Source organism: Streptomyces sp. NPDC051315 (assembly GCF_044455165.1).
Lineage (GTDB): Bacteria > Actinomycetota > Actinomycetes > Streptomycetales > Streptomycetaceae > Streptomyces.
The window spans coordinates 18898-39501 of record NZ_JBITEN010000009.1; the positions used below are offsets into that span (position 1 = coordinate 18898).

General features: G+C 73.0%; 15 protein-coding genes. 3 read left to right on the forward strand and 12 right to left on the reverse strand.

From position 1 onward, the window contains the following. Positions 1 to 158 precede the first annotated feature (158 nt). The 7 genes from ACIBBD_RS18485 to eccB form a co-directional block, all read right to left on the reverse strand. Positions 159 to 461, reverse strand: a complete 303-nt coding sequence (locus tag ACIBBD_RS18485; RefSeq protein ID WP_399420487.1) for a WXG100 family type VII secretion target — start codon at positions 459 to 461, stop codon at positions 159 to 161. A 79-nt stretch (positions 462 to 540) separates the two neighbouring features. Then, on the reverse strand, positions 541 to 879 hold the full coding sequence (locus ACIBBD_RS18490; RefSeq protein WP_399420488.1) for a WXG100 family type VII secretion target: 339 nt from the start codon (positions 877 to 879) through the stop codon (positions 541 to 543). 92 nt (positions 880 to 971) lie between these two features. After that, positions 972 to 2066 (reverse strand): S8 family serine peptidase, encoded by a 1095-nt coding sequence (locus ACIBBD_RS18495; RefSeq protein ID WP_399420489.1) that lies wholly within the window; start codon positions 2064 to 2066, stop codon positions 972 to 974. Positions 2067 to 2269: 203 nt separating this feature from the next. Continuing rightward, on the reverse strand, positions 2270 to 3991 hold the full coding sequence (locus tag ACIBBD_RS18500) for a hypothetical protein (RefSeq protein WP_399420490.1): 1722 nt from the start codon (positions 3989 to 3991) through the stop codon (positions 2270 to 2272). Continuing rightward, positions 3991 to 4425 carry a hypothetical protein gene (locus ACIBBD_RS18505; protein WP_399420491.1) on the reverse strand — a complete coding sequence of 145 codons (435 nt, stop codon included), beginning with the start codon at positions 4423 to 4425 and terminating at the stop codon, positions 3991 to 3993. Before ACIBBD_RS18505 ends, ACIBBD_RS18500 begins: the two co-directional genes overlap by 1 nt. Positions 4426 to 5014: 589 nt before the next feature. Beyond that, positions 5015 to 6250 (reverse strand): type VII secretion-associated serine protease mycosin, encoded by a 1236-nt coding sequence (gene mycP / locus ACIBBD_RS18510; protein WP_399420746.1) that lies wholly within the window; start codon positions 6248 to 6250, stop codon positions 5015 to 5017. A 17-nt stretch (positions 6251 to 6267) separates the two neighbouring features. Beyond that, positions 6268 to 7794: a type VII secretion protein EccB gene (gene eccB / locus ACIBBD_RS18515; RefSeq protein ID WP_399420492.1), complete on the reverse strand. Its 1527-nt coding sequence runs from the start codon at positions 7792 to 7794 to the stop codon at positions 6268 to 6270. A 196-nt stretch (positions 7795 to 7990) separates the two neighbouring features. Between eccB and eccE the strand changes: the two genes are divergently transcribed. The 3 genes from eccE (at position 7991) to ACIBBD_RS18530 (ending at position 13697) form a co-directional block, all read left to right on the forward strand. Further along, complete coding sequence (gene eccE, locus ACIBBD_RS18520; protein ID WP_399420493.1) at positions 7991 to 9307, forward strand: type VII secretion protein EccE; 1317 nt, start codon at positions 7991 to 7993, stop codon at positions 9305 to 9307. Between the two features lie 5 nt (positions 9308 to 9312). Next, positions 9313 to 10080, forward strand: coding sequence for a hypothetical protein (locus tag ACIBBD_RS18525; RefSeq protein ID WP_399420494.1), 768 nt, complete (start codon positions 9313 to 9315; stop codon positions 10078 to 10080). Between the two features lie 299 nt (positions 10081 to 10379). Next, complete coding sequence (locus ACIBBD_RS18530; RefSeq protein ID WP_399420495.1) at positions 10380 to 13697, forward strand: SCO5717 family growth-regulating ATPase; 3318 nt, start codon at positions 10380 to 10382, stop codon at positions 13695 to 13697. A 225-nt stretch (positions 13698 to 13922) separates the two neighbouring features. Here the strand turns inward: ACIBBD_RS18530 and ACIBBD_RS18535 are convergent, their stop codons facing one another. The 5 genes from ACIBBD_RS18535 to ACIBBD_RS18555 all read right to left on the reverse strand — a co-directional run bounded on the left by ACIBBD_RS18535 (position 13923) and on the right by ACIBBD_RS18555 (position 20464). After that, positions 13923 to 14870: a bifunctional riboflavin kinase/FAD synthetase gene (locus tag ACIBBD_RS18535; RefSeq protein WP_399420496.1), complete on the reverse strand. Its 948-nt coding sequence runs from the start codon at positions 14868 to 14870 to the stop codon at positions 13923 to 13925. A gap of 149 nt (positions 14871 to 15019) precedes the next feature. Next, entirely contained in the window at positions 15020 to 18526 is a 3507-nt protein-coding gene (locus ACIBBD_RS18540) for a trypsin-like peptidase domain-containing protein (RefSeq protein WP_399420497.1), read from the reverse strand. Between the two features lie 248 nt (positions 18527 to 18774). Then, positions 18775 to 19680 (reverse strand): tRNA pseudouridine(55) synthase TruB, encoded by a 906-nt coding sequence (gene truB / locus ACIBBD_RS18545; RefSeq protein ID WP_399420499.1) that lies wholly within the window; start codon positions 19678 to 19680, stop codon positions 18775 to 18777. Next, a complete protein-coding gene (gene rbfA, locus ACIBBD_RS18550) occupies positions 19677 to 20126 on the reverse strand; it encodes a 30S ribosome-binding factor RbfA (RefSeq protein ID WP_399420500.1) in 450 nt (149 codons plus the stop codon). The genes truB and rbfA overlap by 4 nt, the downstream gene beginning before the upstream one ends. A 44-nt stretch (positions 20127 to 20170) precedes the next feature. Next, complete coding sequence (locus ACIBBD_RS18555) at positions 20171 to 20464, reverse strand: DUF503 domain-containing protein (protein WP_399420501.1); 294 nt, start codon at positions 20462 to 20464, stop codon at positions 20171 to 20173. Positions 20465 to 20604 lie beyond the last annotated feature (140 nt).

The window sequence follows — 20604 nt, forward strand, 5'->3', positions numbered from 1 at the left end:
GCAGCAGCGGAGTGGACGCGTGGGGGTGAATACGACGGCGGGCCCGGATGTCTTTCCGGGCCCGCCGTGGCGTGTACGGCTCGCGCTCGAACCGTCGGTACGACAAAGGGTGGGCACCTCCCGTGCGTGCCCACCCCGTCGAACTGTGCCGCTGCGCGTCACATGAAGTAGCTGGCGCCCTTCAGGTCGCCGCCGCGGTAGTCACCGCCGGCGGTGCTGACCTTCTGCGAGATCTGGACCAGCGCCGTGTGGATGCCGCGGGCGTGCCGGTCCCACTCCCCGGACTTCTTCTGGAACGCCTCGTACGCCTCGCCACCCCAGCCCGAGGAGACCTTCAGCACGGCCGCCTTCAGGGCCTCCAGGTCTTCCTCGAGCTTCTTGGCCTGGTCGCCCAGCTCGGTGGCGAGCGCGTCCATGGTGCCGTACGTGACGGCAAGCTCCTCGTAGTGGACTCCGGACATGTTTCCCTCGTTTCCTTGAAGATTTCAACCGGACCGCACAGCCCGGACAACGGTGTGGCTCAGCGCCACCGATGGCTCGTCAGTAGCTGTTGAGCGCCGAGGTCTTACCGCCGAGGTCCTCCACCGAGATCGCCTTGAGGTCGGCCTCGATCTGGTCTTCGAGGTTGCGCTTGTCGGTCGCGGTCATGTTGATGCCCTCGAGGAAGTCGTCGAGCATCTTGCCGATCGCGACCATGTGGCCGTTGATCTCGGTCTGCTTCGTGTTGAACGCGTTGGCGCCCTGACCCGTCCAGGCCTTCTCGATCATGTCGATCGTGCCCTGGAGCTTCGCCAGCGACGCACGGATGTTGTCGTACCGGTCGATGACCTCGGTCTGGAGCTGCTTTACGTCGCTGTCATTGAGCTTGCGGTCGACCATTTGGGCACTCCCTTTCGTGAGAGCTGTGGTTCGTTTCTGCACGCGTCACCGCGGCAGAACGGTGGTGTGTCACCAGTCGTCGGGGCGAGCCGTCACGCGCTTCGCCGTGAGCGGATCACCGCGAAGGCACCGCCCCCGAGCAGCAGCACGCCTGCCGCGGCCCCCAGGGCCACCCACATCGTGGTGTTGTCGGAGGAGTCGGAATCCGATCCTGCCGCCGAGGCCTGGCCGTCTGAAGTGGATTCCGAGGGCTGTGACGAGGTTGATGCGGAAGCGGAGGGCGACGTGTCGCCCGTGACGCCCGCCGCGTTCTCCTTGGCGAGCGGGTCGGTGCCGGCCGAGCCCGGGTTGAAGTCCGTGTTCTCCAGCACCTTGCGGGGACGGATCAGACCGTAGCCCAGGTACGTGCTCGGGTCGTCCTTCGCCCAGTCGCGTCCGGCGGTGTCGATCAGACTGGCGAGCACCTGGTTGGCCGTCCAGTCGGGGTGGGCGGACCAGATCAGGGCGGCGGAGGCGGAGGCTATGGCGGTGGCTTGACTGGTGCCCTGGCCGGTGCAGTAGGAGCGGAAGGTGTTGTCGCACCACCTGGGTACGTCCAACCCAGGGGAAGCCAGGTCAACGTAGTTGCCGTGCTCCGAGAACTTCCCGACGCTTCCGGACTTGTCCGCTGCGGCAATACCGACGACGTAAGGGTAGGCGGCTGGATATCCGATGAAGTTCTTGGTCTGAGCGTCGTTACCCGTGCCGGCGATCATCAACTTACCCTTGGACCGGGCATATTTGATCGCCTCGGGGACGCCCGGCCTTTCGATGTCCTCGGTGAAGGACATGCTGATGATTTTGACGTCGCTGTCAGCAATCGCCCTGATAACGTCGGGGAGCTCGGGGGCCTTGTCCTTGTCGCCCTCACTCGCCATGTCCTTCATGGCGATCCGATAAGGCACGATCTTGGCACCAGGAGCTAGGCCCTTCAGACCGCCACCGGCGCCGGTACCGGCGATCAGTTCCGCCATACTCGTCCCGTGGCCCTCCCAGTCCTCGGTCGCTTTGTAGCCGACAGACTCCGGGACCTCGTCAGCGAGCACCTGCCCCTTCAGCGAGGGGGTGTTGGGGTTGACCCCCGTGTCGACAACGGCCACCTTGACGCCCTTGCCGGTGCTCACCTTCCACATCTCGTCGGCCTTCATCGCCGACAGGTACCACTGCTGGGACTGGGCGTCCGCGGCTGTCGCGCTCGGAGCCAGGCCTGCCGACAGGACGGCGAAGGCGCCGAGCGCTGAACAGACGGCGGAAACCCGTCTCCCGTTACGTCCCGCGGAAGGCGCGCTCCACCCGCCGCGTCGGCTGATCCCTGACACCATGCCTCTGTCTGTCCTCGCTCTTTGTCCGGTCAGTCGGTTGCCGACGCCCCGCCGCGCCGCTCGTCGCGGCGCGGACGTGTCCCGCCGGCACCCTGGTTGCCCGCCGGGCCACGCGTCCCGGTGCCTCCGGGTGTGCGTCCGCCGTTGGGGGTGCCGGGAGTGCGCCCCTTCGGCGTGCCGACCACGCCGTCAGAACCGCCGACGGGCCGGCGAGCCGTTTGCCCCGTGCTCGTCGTTGCAGCGGGTGCCCCGATGACTCCACGCTGGCCAGGCCTCTCACCCGTGGAACGCGAGGTGGGCGCGCCCTGGGCACCGATGACCGTGCCGCGCGGCACCCTCGCACCGTTGGCGCCAGGGGTCGCTCCGGTGACAGGCCTCCCGCCGACAACACCATCGGCAGTGCGCCCACCGCCCATGCGTCCCGTGCCCGTGCCCGTGCCCGTGCGGGCAGGATTCGTCGCGCCCATGCCGGTGACAGGGCCGCGCGGGGCGCCACCGCCTGCCTGGCCGACCGTCGGTCCCGCGGCCCTCGGCATCCCGCCGACGACGCCTCGCCCCATGGGGCCGGCCGCACGGCCGCCTGTCTGCCCGGCCGCGGTGGCACGTCCCATCGGCCCCATGGGGCCGGTTCCCGCACGCCCTGCCTGGGTAGGTCCGGGCATCCCGCCGACTCGCCCCTGTGCCGAGGTGGGCGCCTTGGCTGCGGGCACACCGCCGAACCCGGAGGTGCGGCCGGCCTGGCCTCGCAAGGCAGGGGGTACCGCAACGGGGGCCATGGGACCCGGAGTCGCCGGGTTCACGTTGGGGCCCGCCGTCGACGGCGGCGTGCCGACCGTCGGCTTCGTGGACTCCTGCGGGGGCAGCGTGCCGACGCTGTCGATCTCAGTACCGATGTGCCGTTCCGGGGAACCGACAGATTGGTCAACGCTCTTGTGGGACGACAGTTCCTCGACGCGCGCGCGCGTCACTCCGGAGTCCACAGAGTTGTGCGTAGTGGCTGAATCCCTCGCAGCCTGCAGAGACGCACGGTTGGCTGGGTTGGCCGGGTCGATAGGGCTGTATCCCGGCGGCGGCTCCGGCACCCCCACGTCCGGCATCTTGGGAAAGACCGGCTCCTCAGCCTTCTGCATCATCCCGCTCGACACCGTGTAGAACGACGCCAGCCGGTACATCTGGTTGATGGCTTCCTGCCGGTGGCTCTCCGCCTTCACGGCCGCCGTGTACTCGTCGTTGCTGTCGACCCGCTTGGCCTCGGGAATGTCGTCGACCGTCTTGGGGTCGGTGCGGGTGTCACGCGGCGGCATGGACTTGCGTACGGAGGCGAGCCCGGAGCTAGCCGCCAAAACCTGCGTACCCACCGCATCGGCGTATTCGGCCAACGCGTTGGCGGTGCTGACCAGGTCGGTGCCCCAGTTGAAGAACGCGGAGTGGGCTTCGCCCTTCCAGTCGACCTCGCCCAGGTTGAGGCTCAGTTCCTCGGCGGCCTTGGTGATGGCGTCGCGGGCCGCGACGAGGGCCGTGCCCGCGGACTCGACGAGTTCCGGGTTGGCGGACTCGACGATGTCGATCATCTCGTTGAGGTCGTAGCCCTCGAAGCTGGTCTTGCCGAAGTGGAAGCCCCTGTTCGGTCCCCAGGGGTTGATCACCCTGGTCATATCCATGACCGCGTCGAGGGTGCCGTTCTGCTGAGCGGCTTCCTGGCGTTCCGGCGTGTAAGGGTCCGGCTGCTTCTTGTCCTTGTCGCCGCTCATCAGTACCCCGCGTCAGTGTGGTCGGCGTTGTTCTCGCGCTTGATCTGCTCGTTCAGCATCTCGTCGCGTTCCTGGTTGACCTCGGTGCGGATCTCGTGGAACCGGTAACGAAGGTCGGCTTCGAGGTTGTCGAAGGTGACGTCGACGCCGTGGACGGCGATCTGCATCGCTTCCAGTTGGAGGCCGAGCGACTTGGAGAGCGTCGTGATGCGCTCGTGGACGCGCTCGTACTCCAGGTGGAGCGCCTTCGCTTCCGGGAAGTTCCCCATGCCGAAGGCGGTCTGCGACAGGCTGTGAGCCGCGACCTTGGACGAACCGCCCGCCGAGTCCTCGAAGGCCTTCAGCAGGTCGTCCACGCGCTTCTTGAACGTCGAAAGCGCCATCAGGCCCCGCCGTACGTCGGCGGCTCCCCCGCCCATGTCTGCAGGAAGCACGAAGCTTTCCCTCCCCGTTGTCCGCTGCCTGTCCTGAGCAGCTCACGCCCCTCAAGTGTTCATGACCGCAACACGACCACTCTACTGACTGCCTACGACAGCCCCAACCGCGATATGCAACAGCTGTGCTACCGCTGATCGAAGCTTCACTGATTCTTCACGGCGCGCCACGGCCCTTTCCCTGCACGGCTGTTGCTGTGGCAGGAACCACCTTGACTCACGACGCGTCCCCCTTGGCTCCGGGCCCGTACTCGGATCGCCGCACACCTGGTCGGCTCGCGGGTTCGGCTGTCGCTGACTCCTCACTCGTCATCGGGGCATGGACGGCAGAACCACGAACCGGCGGGTCCAGGTTCGGTTCGTATTTCGGGACGGTCAGAACACCGTGAGCGTCCCGCGGTGGCGTCGGCTGATCGTTCACCACCGGGGCCGTACGCCCTGTCACCGCCGGAATCCCAGAGACCCCGAGGGCACCGAATCCACGGAGAAGTCCTTCCTACAGCCTTCTTTTGCTGCTGCGATGATCCGTGAGTCGGTGGCGGCCGCGCCCTTCAACTCATCCGCCTCCCCAGCGAGATGGCCGCCGTCCCTACTCCGTCCCCGCAACCCTCCGCGCCCGCCTCCGCGCGTCCCGGATCGCGACCGCCGTGCCGCCGAGGCCGGCGACGAGGACCGCCGCGGCGACGGCCACGTACGTGGCGAGGCGGGCGTTGCGTTCGTCCGCCGTCTCGCCGATCTGGAACTTCGCGGCCGTCGGGGCCTTGGCCTGGCCGAAGCCCTCCTGGGGGCTCGGGGACTCGATGGGGTGGTCGTCCTCCGTGAGGGCGCGGACGGGGTCGATCACGCCCCAGCCGACCAGGCGGTCGTGGCCGGCGATCGTGCGTTCCGCGGTCTGTTCGATCTGGGCGACGATCTCGCGGGCGGTCCAGTCCGGGTGCTTCGCCTTGATCAGGGCGGCGACGCCCGCGACGTACGGCGCCGAGAAGCTCGTACCGTTGTCGGAGCAGTGACCGCCCTGGGGAACCGTGGAGATCATGTCGACGCCGGGGGCCGCCACGTCGACGAAGTCGCCGGACTGGGAGAAGTAGGCGCGTTCGTTGTTGCGGTCGGACGCGGCGACCGCCAGGACACCTTCGTAGGAGGCGGGGTACGTCTCCTTGACGTTGCCGCCGAGGCCGTCGTTGCCCGCCGACGCCACGACGACGATCTTCTGGGCCAGGGCTTCTCCGATGGCCCGTTCCAGGTCGGGGGACGGCTTCATCGCGTTCGACGTGTCCTGGGAGATGTTGATGACCCCGGCCTTCGCCTGGATGGCGTAGCGGATCGCCGTGGCCAGGGTCTCGGTGGTGCCGTGGCCCTCCGCGTCGTTCTGCTGGATCGGGATGATCGTCGCCTCGGGGGCCAGGCCGACGAAGCCGGTTCCCTCGGCGGGGCGGGCCGCGATGATGCCGGCGACCTTGGTGCCGTGGCCGACGGTGTCCGTCGTGCCGTTCTCCTTGCCCCGCTCGATCGGGTCGCCGTCCTCGTCCTTGAGGTTCTTGGGCAGCAGGTTGCGACCGCTCTTCACATCGACCGCGTCGGTGAGCTGCGGGTTCTTCACGTCCACGCCCGTGTCGATGACGGCCACGCGGACGCCCTTGCCCTTGGACTGGCTCCAGAGCTCGTCCAGGAGGACCCGCTGCAGGGACCAGGGGCGCCCCGGGTACAGGCCGTTGGGGAACTGGCACTGGTCCGAGTAGGGCAGCTTGTCCGCGGCGGCCGCGGGGGGTACGAGGACCGTGGCCGTCGTCAGCAGGGCGGCGGCCGCCACCAGCGTCGTACGCAGCACTGTCGGCCTCCTCCTCACGAGCCCTGCGGCTGGCGGGCCGCGGCCGTCGACAGACGTGGTCCCGTCGGCAGGAACTCCGACCAGGCGGCGGGGATGGGCGCCGGGTCCACGTCCTTGTAGCCGAGGCGCGTCTGCGCCTGCTGGGCCTCCTGCTGGAGCTGCTGGCGCTCCTTGGCCGTCGTGCCGATGCCCGCGTCGTCCGTGGCGCTGTCGGCGTTGGACTGCAGCACGTAGCGCAGGCCCGTGTCGGTGACGAGGAAGACGGGGCCGGTCTTGGTCTCCTCGCCCTGGAACTGGCGGTAGAGCTGGCCGGAGCCCGGTGTGACGTAGGCGCTGGAGGAACCGGCGGGCAGCTTCTTCGGGAAGTCCGTGCCGACCCAGGTGCTCAGGGTCGTGGTGCCGGAGTCGGCGTTCACTCCGCGCAGGACGTTGCAGATCGTGCTGCGGCTCCCGGAGGCCGCGGACGCCTCGTTGACGGGGGTGGGGTCCCCGGTCGGCCAGCGGTGCTCGGTGCCGAACGCCTTGCCCGGCACGATCGCGCCGGGGCTGACCTCACGGGCCTGGCCGGCCTGGCCGAGCGGGGCGAGGTTCTCACTGAACAGCAGCAACTGGGCGACGAAGGCGGAGACGGGGGCGACCCGGCCGGGCAGCACCACGTAGTACTGCTCCGCGTTGTTGTCGAACGCCTTGAGCACCATGCCGACCCGGTTGGTGGAGTCGTCCAGCTGGCCCGGCGCGTCGGCCGCCACGCCCGGCTGCCCGGTGATGTCCGGGAAGGTGATCGCGTCGCCCTGGTGCAGGGTCGCCAGCCACTCCGCGGACACCCGCTGGGGCTGCCGGCCCGAGCCGACCACGGCGCGCAGCAGAAGTTCGTCGCTCTTGTCGATCGGGTACGCGCGGCCGTCGGCGTCGACGACGTAGCGCTTGCCGTCCGGGTCGGCCACGTAGAGCAGTTGGCCGCCGCTGAGGCGCCCCTTGCCGTCGGTCACCTTCATGTCGCGGGCGGAGAGGACCAGCGCGGCCTTCTGCACGGAGCCCCCGTCGCCGGCGCTCGGGCGTTCGCAGACCACCCAGCGCTTGGAGGTGCCCGCCTCGGACGCCGAGGGCAGACGGTCGGGCGCGTACGGGATGCCGATGGTGACGCCGTGGGGGATCTTGCCGTTGTCGAGGACGGACTCGGCGACGGTGACGACGTCGCCCTGCCCGTCCGCGAGGAGCAGTTTCGCGGAGGCCATGTTGAGGACCGGGTGGAGCTGGACCTGACCGTCGGTCTTCAACACCACGTAGCGGGTGGTCGACTTGCTGGCGATGATCACCTTGGCGTTGGGCTCGTCCCAGCCCTTGGGGGCGGTCGGCTTGAACATGCCCCACGCGCCGAAGACCGCCATGACGATCACCCCGACGATGATGCCGGGCAGTATCGCGCGCAGTGGTCGCGGCGCCCCCTCCTCCGAGCCGTCGGCCGACGACTGCAGGAAGGCCGCGAGCATACGGCGCTTCGCGAAGGTGTAGGCATTGAGCTGATCGCGCCGGGATGCCATCTGTCTCTGTCTCTCCCCGTTTTCCGTCCTGGCCGCACTCGGGAGCCGCGGTCCCCCGCGCCCGATGTCAGAGCGGCCCCCTACTATGCCTGGTATCCGCCGGGGCTTGGGGAGCGGGTAGGGTTCCCGGGCCGTCAAGTGCCCTGTGCGGTGCTGAAATGCGGGCGAGTCGTGAGCAGAACGGGGGGATGGAGTGATGGCTTCGGGAACGCGCGAACGCTCCGGTGGCCGATCGCGGACGCGGGGCTCCTCGGCGCCCCGGACACCGGCGCCGCAGCGTTCGTCGGCGTCCGGCGCGCTCCAACTCAAGGCGCGTTCGGGGCAGGCCGGGGCATTCCGGCTGCAACGCCTCGTCCTGTGGGAGATCGCGGCCGCCGTCCTGCTCGTGGGCTGGGCGATCGGCCCGGTGGGTCTGGCGGTCGCGGGCGTCGTCGCCGTCCTGTTGGTGGTGGTCTCCGTCGCCCGACGTCGCGGCCGCTCCCTGCCCGACTGGCTGGCCACGGCGCGAGGGCTGAAGGCCCGGCAGCGGCTGGCCGAGAAGCTGGAGATACCGGCCGGGACCGAGCCGGGCTTCGGACCGGCCCTGGAGTGCGACCCGGGCCTGCGGACGTACACGTACAACGGCCGTGACCGGCGGCCGGTCGGGATCGTCGGGGACGGCACGTTCGTCACCGCCGTCCTCCTGGTGGAGGCGGACTCGACCGCGCTGCGGGCCCCGCGCGACCGGCAGCCGCTGCCCCTGTCCCTGGTGCACGACGCGCTCGACGTGGACGGCATCCGCCTGGAGTCCGCCCAGATCGTGCTGCACACCCAGCCCGCGCCGGCGCTGCATCTGCCGCCGCAGTCCGTGGCCGTGTCCAACTACGCGCCCTTGCAGGAGCAGACCGGCGCTCCGGCCGTCCGCATCACGTGGATCGCGCTCAAGCTCGACCCGGAGCTGTGTCCGGAGGCCGTGGCCGCGCGCGGGGGCGGTCTCGTCGGGGCGCAGAAGTGTGTGGTGCGGGCCGCCGACCATCTCGCGAGCCGGCTCACCGGGGCCGGGTACCGTGCGACGGTCCTCGACGAGGAGCAGCTGACGGCCGCCATCGCCACGTCGGTCTGCGCCAACCCGCTGGTGACGGCGGAGGCCGGACGGACGGGCGCGTTGGAGCGGCGGACCGAGGAGTCCGGCCGGAGCTGGCGCTGCGACAACCGCCGGCACACGACGTACTGGCTGCGCCGCTGGCCGTCCCTGGGCGGCGGCAGCGCTCCGTCGCTTCCGCAGTTCGTCGCCCTGGTCACCGCGGTGCCCGCGCTCGCCACGACGTTCAGTGTCACCCTCACGCGCGGTGACCGGCAGGAGGTGTCCCTGAGCGGGCACGTCCGGGTGACGGGACGCAGTGACGACGAACTCGTGGCGGCCCGGCGCGCGGTGCAGGGCGCGGCCCGGCACACCGGCGCGGGGCTCGCCCGTCTCGACCGGGAACAGGTGCCCGGCATCCTGGCCACTCTGCCCCTCGGAGGTGTTCGGTGACGGCGATGACGACACGGGCTGCCACCGCTCCCGGCGAACCGGAGCCCTCCTCAAACCGGCGGGCGGCCCGGTCGCTGCGCAGCGGTTTCGGTCTCATCGGCCCGCGGCACGGCCGCCACTCGGTGACCGTGGACCAACTGGCCTCGCTCGCGCTGCCCATCGGCGACGACGGTGTCGTCATAGGTGTCGACGCCGAGGGGCGGCCCGCCGTGCTGGGCCTCAACCGGCCCACGCCGTACGACGTCGTCCTCATCGGCGGCCTGTGGACCGCGCAGGTCCTCGCGTTGCGCGCGGCGGCGACCGGGGCGCGGGTGGCCGTGGAGACGGGACGGCCGCAGGCCTGGGTGCAGATGGTGCACGCCATGGGCGGCGGGCAGAACGGCCTGGCGGTGTACGACGTCGGCCGGGTGCCTCCGCAGGGCGCCTCGGCGGGTACGCCCGTGCTGGTGGTGCGGGACTGCGGTATGCGCCCGCCGCGCGGACGCGTCGCGTCCGGGCCCTGGCAGGCCGTGCTGACGCTGCTGCCGTATCTCAGCCCGGTCGCTCCGCGGCTGCTCCGGCAGGCCCGGCTGGTCGGCGTGCAGCGGATCTCGCCGGACGAGGCCACGGCGTTGGGCCGTGCGCTGACGCTGCCCCGGGGTGACGTGGAGGCCCTGCCCACGCTCGCCGACGGCTTCACGCTGTGGTGCTCCGACCGCGACCGGCAGTACGTGATGACGCAGCCGACGGATGCGGAGATCGGGCTGCTGGGCACCCCTCGGCGGATGGACTGACCCGGACCGGGGCGCTCATTCCTTTCCCTGTGCGGCACTTCTGCGACTATGGCCGGTTTGTCGAGTGGGGTGGCCGGTGTGATGGACTGTGCCGAGGGGTGGCCGGGCCTGCCGGGGCGGGGCATTCGATGATTAGGCTGGGACGCGGCGCTATGCCGGAAACCGTGGGGTGGGTGTCGGCGTCTCCGGGGAGGGCCGGCACATCGGACGACCTCCGGACGGCCTCAACGCCACTTCGTACGACGAGAAATGGTCGCCCGGGCACGGCATGAGGGTGCTCGACCACACCAGGAGGAATTGTGAGCAGCGATCGGGACGGGATGCGCGGGGGCTGGGCAACACCCGGCGATGACCAGCCCGACGCGGAGTCCGCCATCGAGACGACGGGCGAGTTCACCATCGACTACGCGCCGCCCGCCTGGTACACGCAGAACGCGGGCGGCAGTTCGGCGGACGGCACGGGCGGCACCACGGGCACGGCCGCTCCTTCGGGGGCGGCGGCTCCGCACACGCCCCCGAGTGGTTTCCCCGCGCCCGCTTTCCCCGCGCCCGCGGACGGTCCGGTGCCGGGGGTCACTCCGCCCGCCCAGGCGGATGCGACGCCCGGGGCGCCGTTCAGCGCGCCCGCTCCTCCCCCGCCGCCGGTCGTCGAGACGCCTGCCGCGCCTCCGGCGGCCGGACCCGGGGCGGCGCCCTTCGCTCCGCCCGCGGCTCAGGCCCCGGGCCCGCCGTTCACGCCTTCCGCACCGCCCACCGGCGAGCCGGTCGCCGTGCCCGGACTTCCGGCGGACAGCGGCTTCGAGCCGGAGCAGCCGCAGGCGCAGGCGCCGGTTCCCGTGCCGCCCCCGGCCGCCGAGGAGAGCGGTGCGAGGAACGGCGACCTGGAGAGCGGTGCCACGATGCGCTTCTCCGCCGTGGCCCTCAAGCGGCAGATCGCGGAGCAGGCGGCCGCCGCGCAGCCCGAGCCCGAGCCCGAGCAGCCGGCGGAGGCGGAGCCCGAGGCTGCCGCGACCGCGGAGGGTGACGCGGCAGCCGACGGCCCCACGGAGGCCGCGGAGGTCTCGACGGACGGTTCGCAGGCCGGTGCCAAAGCGGGCGCGGAGGCCGAGGCGGCCGCCGACAGCGAGGCGGGAACCGACGGTACCGCCGCCGCAGAGGGGACCGACACCACCGACACCGAGGAAGCCGCCTCCGCGGCGGGTGCCTCCCACGACGCGGCGTCCCACGACACGGTTTCCCACGACCCAGCGGCCCAGGACGCGGAAGCCGCGACCGGCGCGGAGCCCGAGGGCGCCGACACCGCCGAGGGCCGGGAGGCCCAGGGCGACCCGTCCGCCGACGTGTCGCCGGACGCCGCCCCGACGACCGTGCCGACGGCCCCCGCTGTCGGGCCCGCTCCATCGGACGCACCGGCCGCCGCGCCGCAGGGCACCGCCCCCGCCGCGCCGCCGGCCTGGACTCCCCCGCCCGCCCCGCAGGGCGCACTGCCGCCGCTGCCGCCGTCGTACCAGCCCGCGGCGCCCGCACCGGCACCCCAGTGGCCGGCCCAGCCGCAGCAGCAGCCACACCAGCCCGCACACCCGCAGCAGCCCGCGCCCGCGGCCGATCCTCAGCCGGGCTACGGCTTCCCCCAGCCGCCCGCGCCCAACGCCCAGCCCGGCTACGGCTTCCCGCAACCGCCCGCCCCGGCACCGAACCCGGCGGCGCCGCAACCCCCCACCCCCCAGCAGGGCTACGGTTTCCCCCAGCCGCCGACACCCGACGCCCAGGCCGGGTACGGCTTCCCCCAGCCCGGCGGCGCCCCGGCACCCACCCCGCCCGCCGCCCCCGGCGGCTACGGTTTCCCCCAGCCGCCCGCGCCCGACGCCCAGCCCGGCTACGGCTTCCCCCAGCCCGGCGGCGCCCCGGCACCCACCCCGCCCGCCGCCCCCGGCGGCTACGGTTTCCCCCAGCCGGGGCAGCCCCGGACGGCGCCCCCCGCCGCCCCGCAGGCGGCACAGCCTCCGGCCGGTCCTCACGCGCCCGGCGGCTACGGCTTCCCCCAGCCCTCGGCCCCGCAGACACCGCAGGCACCGCAGGCACCGCAGGCGGACGGGCAGCCCTCGCCGGCCGCTCCCCAGAGCTTCCCCGGCCAGCAGCCCCCGCAGGCCGCCGCCGCCCAGGCCCCGCACGCTCCTCACCCCCCGGCGCCCGACGGCCCGCAGGCCCCGCAGATCCCCCACCAGGCCGCCGACCCCCGGGCCGGCGCCGCCTGGCCGCAGCCGATCCAGCACGACCAGCGGCAGCCGGTCAACCCCGGGGCCGCCCCGCTGGGTTACACCGCGGCCGTGGAACTGTCCTCGGACCGGCTGCTCAACAACAAGAAGCAGAAGGCCAAGAGCAGCCGCCCCGTGGCCGGCGGTGGCCGGTTCAAGCTGGGCGGGAAGAAGGAAGAGGCCGAGCGGCAGCGGAAGCTGGAGCTCATCCGCACGCCCGTGCTGTCCTGCTACCGGATCGCCGTCATCAGCCTCAAGGGCGGCGTCGGCAAGACCACCACCACCACCGCGCTGGGCTCCACGCTCGCCACCGAGCGACAGGACAAGATCCTCGCGATCGACGCCAACCCGGACGCCGGTACGCTCGGCCGCCGTGTGCGGCGCGAGACCGGGGCCACCATCCGTGACCTGGTCCAGGCGATCCCGTACCTCAACTCCTACATGGACATCCGGCGGTTCACCTCCCAGGCCCCCTCCGGGCTGGAGATCATCGCCAACGACGTCGACCCGGCCGTCTCGACGACCTTCAACGACGAGGACTACCGGCGCGCGATCGACGTGCTCGGCAAGCAGTACCCGGTCATCCTGACCGACTCGGGCACGGGCCTGCTCTACAGCGCCATGCGCGGTGTGCTCGACCTCGCCGACCAGCTCATCATCATCTCGACGCCGTCGGTCGACGGCGCGAGCAGCGCCAGCACGACGCTGGACTGGCTCTCCGCGCACGGGTACGCCGAGTTGGTCTCCCGGTCCATCACGGTGATCTCCGGGGTCCGCGAGACCGGCAAGATGATCAAGGTCGAGGACATCGTGGCGCACTTCGAGACCCGGTGCCGGGGTGTGATCGTCGTGCCCTTCGACGAGCATCTCGCCGCCGGCGCCGAGGTCGACCTCGACATGATGCGGCCGAAGGTGCGGGAGGCGTACTTCAACCTCGCGGCGATGGTCGCGGAGGACTTCGTGCGCCACCAGCAGATGCACGGCCTGTGGACCAGCGACGGCAATCCGCCGCCGGTCGCCGCCCCGCCCCTGCCGGGCCAGCCGGTCCCCGGCCAGCCGTACCCGCCGCAGGCCGGGCAGCCGTATCCGCCCCAGGGAGGACAGCCGTATCCCCCGCAGGGCCAGCCGTACCCCCCGCAGGGCCAGCCGTACCCTCCGCAGGGCCAGCCACAGCAGCCGCAGGGCCAGCCGTATCCCCCGCAGGGCCAGCCACAGCAGCCGCACCCGCAGATGCCGCAGCCGGGGCAGCCCTACCCGCAGCAGCCGCAGCACCCGCAGGGTCAGCCGCACCCCGGATATCCGCCCGCCGGCTACCCGCAGGGCCCCGAGGGCCGGACCCCTCCCCCGCCGCCGCAGCAGTGACGGGCCGGCGGCAGCAGCCGTAGCAGAAGGGGGGGGGGGGGGGGGGGGGGGGGGGGGGGGGGGGGGGGGGGGGGGCGGCGGGGGGGGGGCGGGGGGGGGCGGCCCCCGCCCCCCCCCCCCCCCCCCCCTGCTGTCCGGGGCGGGCGCCCGCCCCCTTACCTGAGGGGCCGGCCGGTGCCCGCGCACCCCGCCCGCCCCTTCGTCGTCGTCCCGGGACGGGAGCGGCTACTCCGCCGCCGCCACCAGTTCCCGGCAGCGCTTGACGTCCTGCCCCATCTGCTCGAGCAGGCCCTCCAGCGACTCGAACCTGGCCTGCCCGCGGACGAAGGCCAGGAAGTCGACGGCGACGTGGAGGCCGTACAGGTCGAGGCCGACGCGGTCGATGGCGTACGCCTCCACCGTGCGCTCGGTGCCGTCGAACTGCGGGTTCGTGCCGACGGAGATCGCGGCCGGCATCGCCTCGCCGCCCGCGTGCAGCCAGCCGGCGTAGACGCCGTCGGCGGGGATCGCGGTGTGCGGGAGCGTCTCCACGTTGGCCGTGGGGAAGCCGAGTTCACGGCCACGCTGGGCGCCGCGCACCACCACGCCCTCGACGCGGTGCGGACGGCCGAGGATCTCGGCGGCGCCCTCGACATCGCCCTCGGCGACCAGACGCCGGGTCAGGGTGGAGGAGAACGGCTCGCCACCGCCCGCCTCACCGGTCAGGTACAGGTCGACGACCTCGACCTCGAAGTCGTAGATCTTGCCCTGCTCGGTGAGGAACTCCACGTTCCCCGCGGCCTTGTGGCCGAAGCGGAAGTTGGGGCCCTCGACGACCGCCTTGGCGTGCAGCTTGTCCACCAGGACCTTGACGACGAAGTCGGCCGGGGACAGCTTCGAGAACTCCGTCGTGAAGGGGAGGATCAGGACCGCGTCCACGCCCAGCTCGGCCATCAGCTCGGCCCGGCGGTGGTGCGGGGCGAGCAGCGGCGGGTGGCTGCCGGGGCGGACGACCTCGCTCGGGTGCGGGTCGAAGGTGACGGCGACGGCGGGCACGCCCAGCTCCCGGGCACGGTCCACGGCATGCCGGATGATCAGCTGGTGGCCGCGGTGGACCCCGTCGTAAGAGCCGATGGTGACGACGCTGCGCCCCCAGTCCTGGGGGATGTCCTCCAAGCCACGCCAGCGCTGCACTGTGACCGCTCCTCGAACCCGTGTCCGTGTGTTTAGTGTTCCGTTGACCGCTTACGCAGCTCTAAGGGTGCCATGCCGGGTGGCCCCGGCCCGCATCGGCATGGGGGCTGTGACCCGGCCCACGCGACAGCGCTCCCCGGATCCACGGATCACGCGGGCACCCGGACGCCCGCCAGGTTCTCGATCATGCGGCGGGCACTGGGTCCCACCACCGCCGCCCACTCCCCCGGCGCCTCGGTGAGCCAGCCCGTCACCTGCTCGGCGAAGCCGGGGACATGGCGGCTCAGATCGACCAGGCCGCGGTCGAAGCGGGCCGCGCCGTCCGGGGTGCGGACGAGGAGGAGGCCGGTGCGGTGGACGAGGGCACGCCGCTCGTCCCCGCTCCACCGGACGGCCGCGCGCAGGACGGCGTCGAGGACGGCGGGGTCGTGCTCGTGCCTCAGGAGAAGCTCCAGCAGCTCCCGGCGGAGGGGACGGGAGTCCGCGGTGCCGGGGGCGGCCAGGACGGTGGCCAGGGCGGCCCGCACCGGTTCGGGGCCGCAGTCCAGCAGCCCCGCGACGAGCGGGAACAGCACGGCGCGGACGGCCGGCCCCCGGTCGAGGCGCCGGTCGACGTACGCGGCCAGGTCACCGGCGGTCTCCGGCCGCCGCTGGAGCGCCTCCCGGACGACTGCCACGACCCGGCGGACCAGGTCGGGTGGGGCGGCGTCGGCGAGCGCCCGCAGGACGGGGCCGGCGTCCGGACCGCGAAGCCGGGCCCGGACGGCGTCCAGGACCGGCTCGGGGTGGGTGGCCAGGGCGGTGAGCAGCGCGCTCGGCGGCAGCCGCGGATCACCCGCCGTGAACCGCTCGAGCGCCTGCGGGAGATGCCGGGGGCGGGTCTGCGGATCGTGGACGAGGAGGGCGAGCGCGCCGCCGTGCAGGGTGCTGTCGGCGGGGCGGGCGAGCAGCGCGAGGGCCGCGTACCGCAACAGCTCCCGGTCGGCGGCGGTACGGACGTGGGCGGCGGCGCGCACCCCGTGGGTGACCGCCGCGATCCGCCGGTCCGGCCGCTCGTCGTGCGCCCAGCGGTCCACGGCCCGGCACAGCGCGGACGGTGCCTCCTCCGCCAGGACGGCGAGCAGCTCGTCGCCGCGCGGGTGCGCGCAGTCCACGAGGGCCTCGGTGAGGTCGTCGAGGGCCCGGTGCCGGTGCGTGTGCAGCAGCGCCTGGGCGGCCGTCGCCACGGTGGCGTGCGGGGCGGCGGGCAACGGCCGCTCGTCGTCGAACCAGCGGGTGAGCAGCGGCTGTACGGCGGTGGGGTCGGCGGCGAGCAGTCCGGCCACGGCGTCGAGGTAGCGGGGTTCGTCCGCGGCGCGCGGGGCCGCGTCGGCGAGGACCAGACGGCGCAGCAGGTCCAGACGGGTCCGCGTCGGCAGGGCCAGGGCGGTCCAGAAGCCGGGGGCGAACGCGGCGGTGCGGACCGGCAGGCTCCGCCACGCCACGACCTGGTCGGCGAGCAGCCGCAGGACGTCGGCGTACGGCGTGGCGTCCGGGACGCGCAGCAGGGTCTCGGCGAGCAGCCGGGCGGCCCACCACGACTGCGGATCGGTCTCCAGGGCGTCCAGCAACTCCCGGAGCTTTTCGGCGAGTCGGGGGGTGCCCTGCTGGCGGGCGACGAGCAGCAGGGCCTGGACGACGGGGCCGATGCGGTGGTGCGGGACGGGCGGCGGGCGCTCGCCGTCCTGGGGGCGGCTCCGGTGGACCAGGGCGCGCAGGGCCTCGTCGAGGTCGAGGTGGACGCCCTGGAGCCAGTCGGCGAGCTCCTCGTGGGCGAAGCGGTAGCCGCCGCCCGCGGGCACGAGGAGGCCCTCGGCGAGGACGGCCGACGCCCAGCCGGTGCCGCCGCCGAGACGGGCCGGGGCCGGCCCCCACGGGAAGACCGCCTCGAACGAGGCCCGGTCCAGTTCCCCCTGCCCCGGTCCGAGGCTGCGCCGGGCGGCTTCGTGGACCTGACCGGACACCTTCGCCGCGAGCCGTCGTACGGCGCTGCCGCGCAGGCCGTTGACCGCGGCCAGCCGGACCGCGACGCGCAGGCACATCAGGTCCAGGTGGGCGGCGAGGACGTCGTCACGGTCGACGGGCGTGCCGGGGACGTCGGGGAGGGCGGCGCGGACCTCCGCGCAGAGGCGGAGGGTGAGGGGGTGGCGGGCGTCCGAGGCGCCGAGGACGGTGTCCGGAATGCCGTACCGGGCGCGCGCCTCGCGGGCCTCGGCCGGGGTGAGATCGCCGAGCGGTACGCAGGGCGGGAGCGTGTGGGTGGTGCGGCCGTGGAGCATGTCCGCCGGGAACAGCGCGCCCGCCTGTTCCCAGTACTCGGGCCGGCACGCCACCACCAGCCGCGCCCCCGTCTCGCGCAGCCACCCCGCCGTCTGCCCGGTCCACTCCGGGAGGCGGCGGTCCAGGAGCCGGGGCATCTCCTCGGGGCTGTCGAGGAGGAGCAGCAGCGGACGGCCGGCGTCGTGGGCGAGGCGGGCCAGCCGCTCCGGGGACAGGTCGCCGAGGGCCGGTACGGGACGGGACGCGGCCACGATCCGGGCCGCACGCGTCAGCGCCCTGCGGGCGGCGTCCGCGATCGAGGCGTCCTCGTCCCTCAGGTCGGCGCCCCGCAGCCACAGCGTGGGCGCCGGTCGCGCACCCCGGCCGCGGCGGGCGGCGAGCGCCGCGAGTTCCGTCGTACGGCCGCTGCCCGGGGCGCCGACGAGGCCGAGGACGGCCGCCGGGCCGGCCGTGAACGCGGCGAACTCCCGTGCCGGTGCGGCGCGTTCGACCGGCGTCCAGGACGGGTCGCCGACCGGTCCGTCGGAGCCCACCGAGGTGGCGGTGAGTTCCAGGACGCCCGCCGGGTTGAGGTCGGCGCCGTAGGCCGGGACCGTCGCCGCGTTGCGGGCGAGGAGTTCGGCGAGGGGGCCGTCGGGCGGGGCGGGGCGGAGCGGTACGGCGAAGCCGGCGTCCTGGTGGCCGGAGTGCAGGGCGGTGCCCAGGACGGCGACGACGGCGCCGGTCGCGGCGTCGAGCACCGGTCCGCCGGCCGCGCCCCCGCCGAGCCGCAGCGCGTCCCGGCCCGCCGTGCCGATGGCCAGCTCCAGGGCACCGTCGAGGACGTGGAAGCGGTCCGTGGCCGCGTACGTCACGGGCGTCTCGGCCAGGACCCGCGCCTCGCGCCAGCAGCCGGCGGCCAGCCGGACGTAGGTGCCCGTCTCGACGCGGTCCCGGACGGTGACCGGCAGCGGGTCGGTGCCGAGCCCCTCCGTGCGGACGAGGGCCAGGTTCAGCTCCGGCAGCGCCGTGACCGCGTCGGCGGTCACCACACAGCCGCGGTCGCCGGCGGCGTACAGGACGAGGCGCTGGAGGCCGTCGACGGCCTCGTGGCTGGTGACGACCGTGCCGTGGTGGTCGGCGACGAAGCCGGTGCCGCGCGGGCGGCCGGCGAGGTCGTGGATTCGGACGAGGGAGCCGTCGGGGTCGTCGGGGAGGGGGTGAGGGTGCTGTTGGGCGGGTGCGGCCGCCGGCCGGACGCCGTCCTGCGCGGGTCCGGTGTCCGGGTACGCGTCGGACCTGGTGTCGTGCCGCGGTGCGCGGCGGTCGCCGCCGGTTCGCGGGCCCCGTCCCGCCATCGTCGTACCTCCCCGCCGCACGTGTGTGCCCTCGTGTTCGACGGTAGGCACGGGCTGAGCGACGGGACAGGTCGCGGAATGAACGCGCCCCCTCGCACTCCCCGGGTTCACTCCGAGCGCCCGCCCGGACGGGTGAATGAACGGGGGCCGTCGGACACACGCTAGGGGTGGGGGAACCGAGGGGGGACCCGTGGAGCGGCGGCGGAGCAGGACCCCGTGCTCGCCGCTCCACGGGGGCCCGGCGGGGCTCAGCCGAGCACGGCCAGGCTCTTGGCCTTGCCCTTCTGCTCCTCGACCAGCGCCAGGAACCGGCCCTCGGGGTCGAAGACGGCCACCGGGCCGGCCTCGGCGTACTCGTCGGGCATCTCCAGCCGCACGCCGTTGGTGAGCAGCCGGGCCCGTCGGGCGTCCACGTCCCAGCGGGGGAACGCTGCCCCGGCGGCCTCGGCGATCGGCATCACCGTCAGCTCCTCCTGGAGCTGGTCGAGGGTGCGCGCGGAGTCCAGCTTGTACGGGCCGACGCGGGTCCGGCGCAGGGCGGTGAGGTGGCCGCCGACGCCGAGGTCGGCGCCCAGGTCGCGGGCGAGGGCCCGGATGTAGGTCCCGGAGGAGCAGACCACCGAGACGATCAGGTCCAGGACGGGGGTGCCGTCCTCGGCGACGGCGTCCCGGACGTCGTACACCGTGAAGGAGGAGATCGTCACCGGCCGGGCGGGGATCTCGAAGTCCTCGCCGTCCCGGGCCCGCTTGTAGGAGCGCACGCCGTCGATCTTGATGGCGCTCACCTTGGACGGGACCTGCATGATGTCGCCGGTCAGCTTGGCGACACCGGCGTCGATGGCGTCCCGGGTGATCCCGGAGGCGTCGGTGGAGGAGGTGATCTCCCCCTCGGCGTCGTCGGTCAGGGTGTTCTGGCCGAGCCGGACGGTCCCCAGGTACTCCTTCTCGGTGAGGGCGAGGTGCCCGAGGAGCTTGGTCGCCTTCTCCACGCCGAGGACGAGGACGCCCGTCGCCATCGGGTCGAGGGTGCCGGCGTGGCCGACGCGGCGGGTCCGGGCGATCCCCCGCATCTTGGCCACGACGTCGTGCGAAGTGAAGCCCGACGGCTTGTCGACGATGACGAGGCCGTCGGGCGCGGTGTGCTTACGGTTCATTCCGCGGTGTCGTCCGTCTCGTCGTCACCGGGCTTGCGGTACGGGTCGGCACCGGCGGCGTACGCGGCGCCCGCGGACGCCTCGCGCACCTTCTCGTCGGCGGCACGCGCCTTGTCGAGGAGGTCGTCGATGGTGCGGGCGTTGTCCGGCAGGGCGTCGGCGACGAAGGCCAGGGTCGGCGTGAACTTCACGCCGGCCGCGCGGCCTACCTCGGAGCGCAGGATGCCCTTGGCGCTCTCCAGGCCGGCGGCCGCGGCCTGGCGCTCCTCGTCGTCGCCGTACACGGTGTAGAAGACGGTCGCCTCCCTGAGGTCACCCGTGACCCGGGTGTCCGTGATGGTGACGTGGGAGCCGAGCCGCGGGTCCTTGATCCCGCGCTGCAGCTTCTGGGCCACCACCTCTCGGATGAGGTCCGCAAGCCTCTTGGCGCGCGCGTTGTCGGCCACTGGTCCGTCTCCCGTTCTTTCTTCTCTAGCGTTCTCTGGTCCGGTCAGTCGTCTTCGCCGTGGAAACGGCGTCTGACCGACAGCAGCTCCACCTCGGGGCGGCCGGCGACCAGCCGTTCGCACCGGTCCAGTACATCGGTCAGGTGCTCCGCGTCACCCGAGACCATCGCCAGGCCTATCGTGGCCCGGCGGTGGAGGTCCTGGTGGTCCACCTCGGCCGCGCTCACCGCGAACTTGCGCTGGAGCTCGGCGACGATGGGGCGGACGACGGAGCGCTTCTCCTTCAGCGACCGTACGTCGCCGAGGAGGAGGTCGAAGGACAGAGTCCCCACGTACATGTGTGTAGCCGGTTCACCCGCCGGTACGGGATCGATGGCCCTGTCGGCCGTGTGGGACAGGGCATCACGAACGCTACAACGATACCGGCACGGGCTCGACGGGGTTTTCGCTCAGCCGGGGGCGGCAGCCCCCGGGAACG

Bases quoted from the DNA above. Each gene is read 5' to 3' on its own strand.
- ACIBBD_RS18485 (WP_399420487.1), bottom strand. From the start codon at position 461: ATGTCCGGAGTCCACTACGAGGAGCTTGCCGTCACGTACGGCACCATG.
- ACIBBD_RS18490 (WP_399420488.1), bottom strand. From the start codon at position 879: ATGGTCGACCGCAAGCTCAATGACAGCGACGTAAAGCAGCTCCAGACC.
- ACIBBD_RS18495 (WP_399420489.1), bottom strand. From the start codon at position 2,066: ATGAAGGCCGACGAGATGTGGAAGGTGAGCACCGGCAAGGGCGTCAAG.
- ACIBBD_RS18500 (WP_399420490.1), bottom strand. From the start codon at position 3,991: ATGAGCGGCGACAAGGACAAGAAGCAGCCGGACCCTTACACGCCGGAA.
- eccB (WP_399420492.1), bottom strand. From the start codon at position 7,794: ATGGCATCCCGGCGCGATCAGCTCAATGCCTACACCTTCGCGAAGCGC.
- eccE (WP_399420493.1), top strand. From the start codon at position 7,991: ATGGCTTCGGGAACGCGCGAACGCTCCGGTGGCCGATCGCGGACGCGG.
- ACIBBD_RS18525 (WP_399420494.1), top strand. From the start codon at position 9,313: ATGACGACACGGGCTGCCACCGCTCCCGGCGAACCGGAGCCCTCCTCA.
- ACIBBD_RS18540 (WP_399420497.1), bottom strand. From the start codon at position 18,526: ATGGCGGGACGGGGCCCGCGAACCGGCGGCGACCGCCGCGCACCGCGG.
- truB (WP_399420499.1), bottom strand. From the start codon at position 19,680: ATGAACCGTAAGCACACCGCGCCCGACGGCCTCGTCATCGTCGACAAG.
- ACIBBD_RS18555 (WP_399420501.1), bottom strand. From the start codon at position 20,464: ATGTACGTGGGGACTCTGTCCTTCGACCTCCTCCTCGGCGACGTACGG.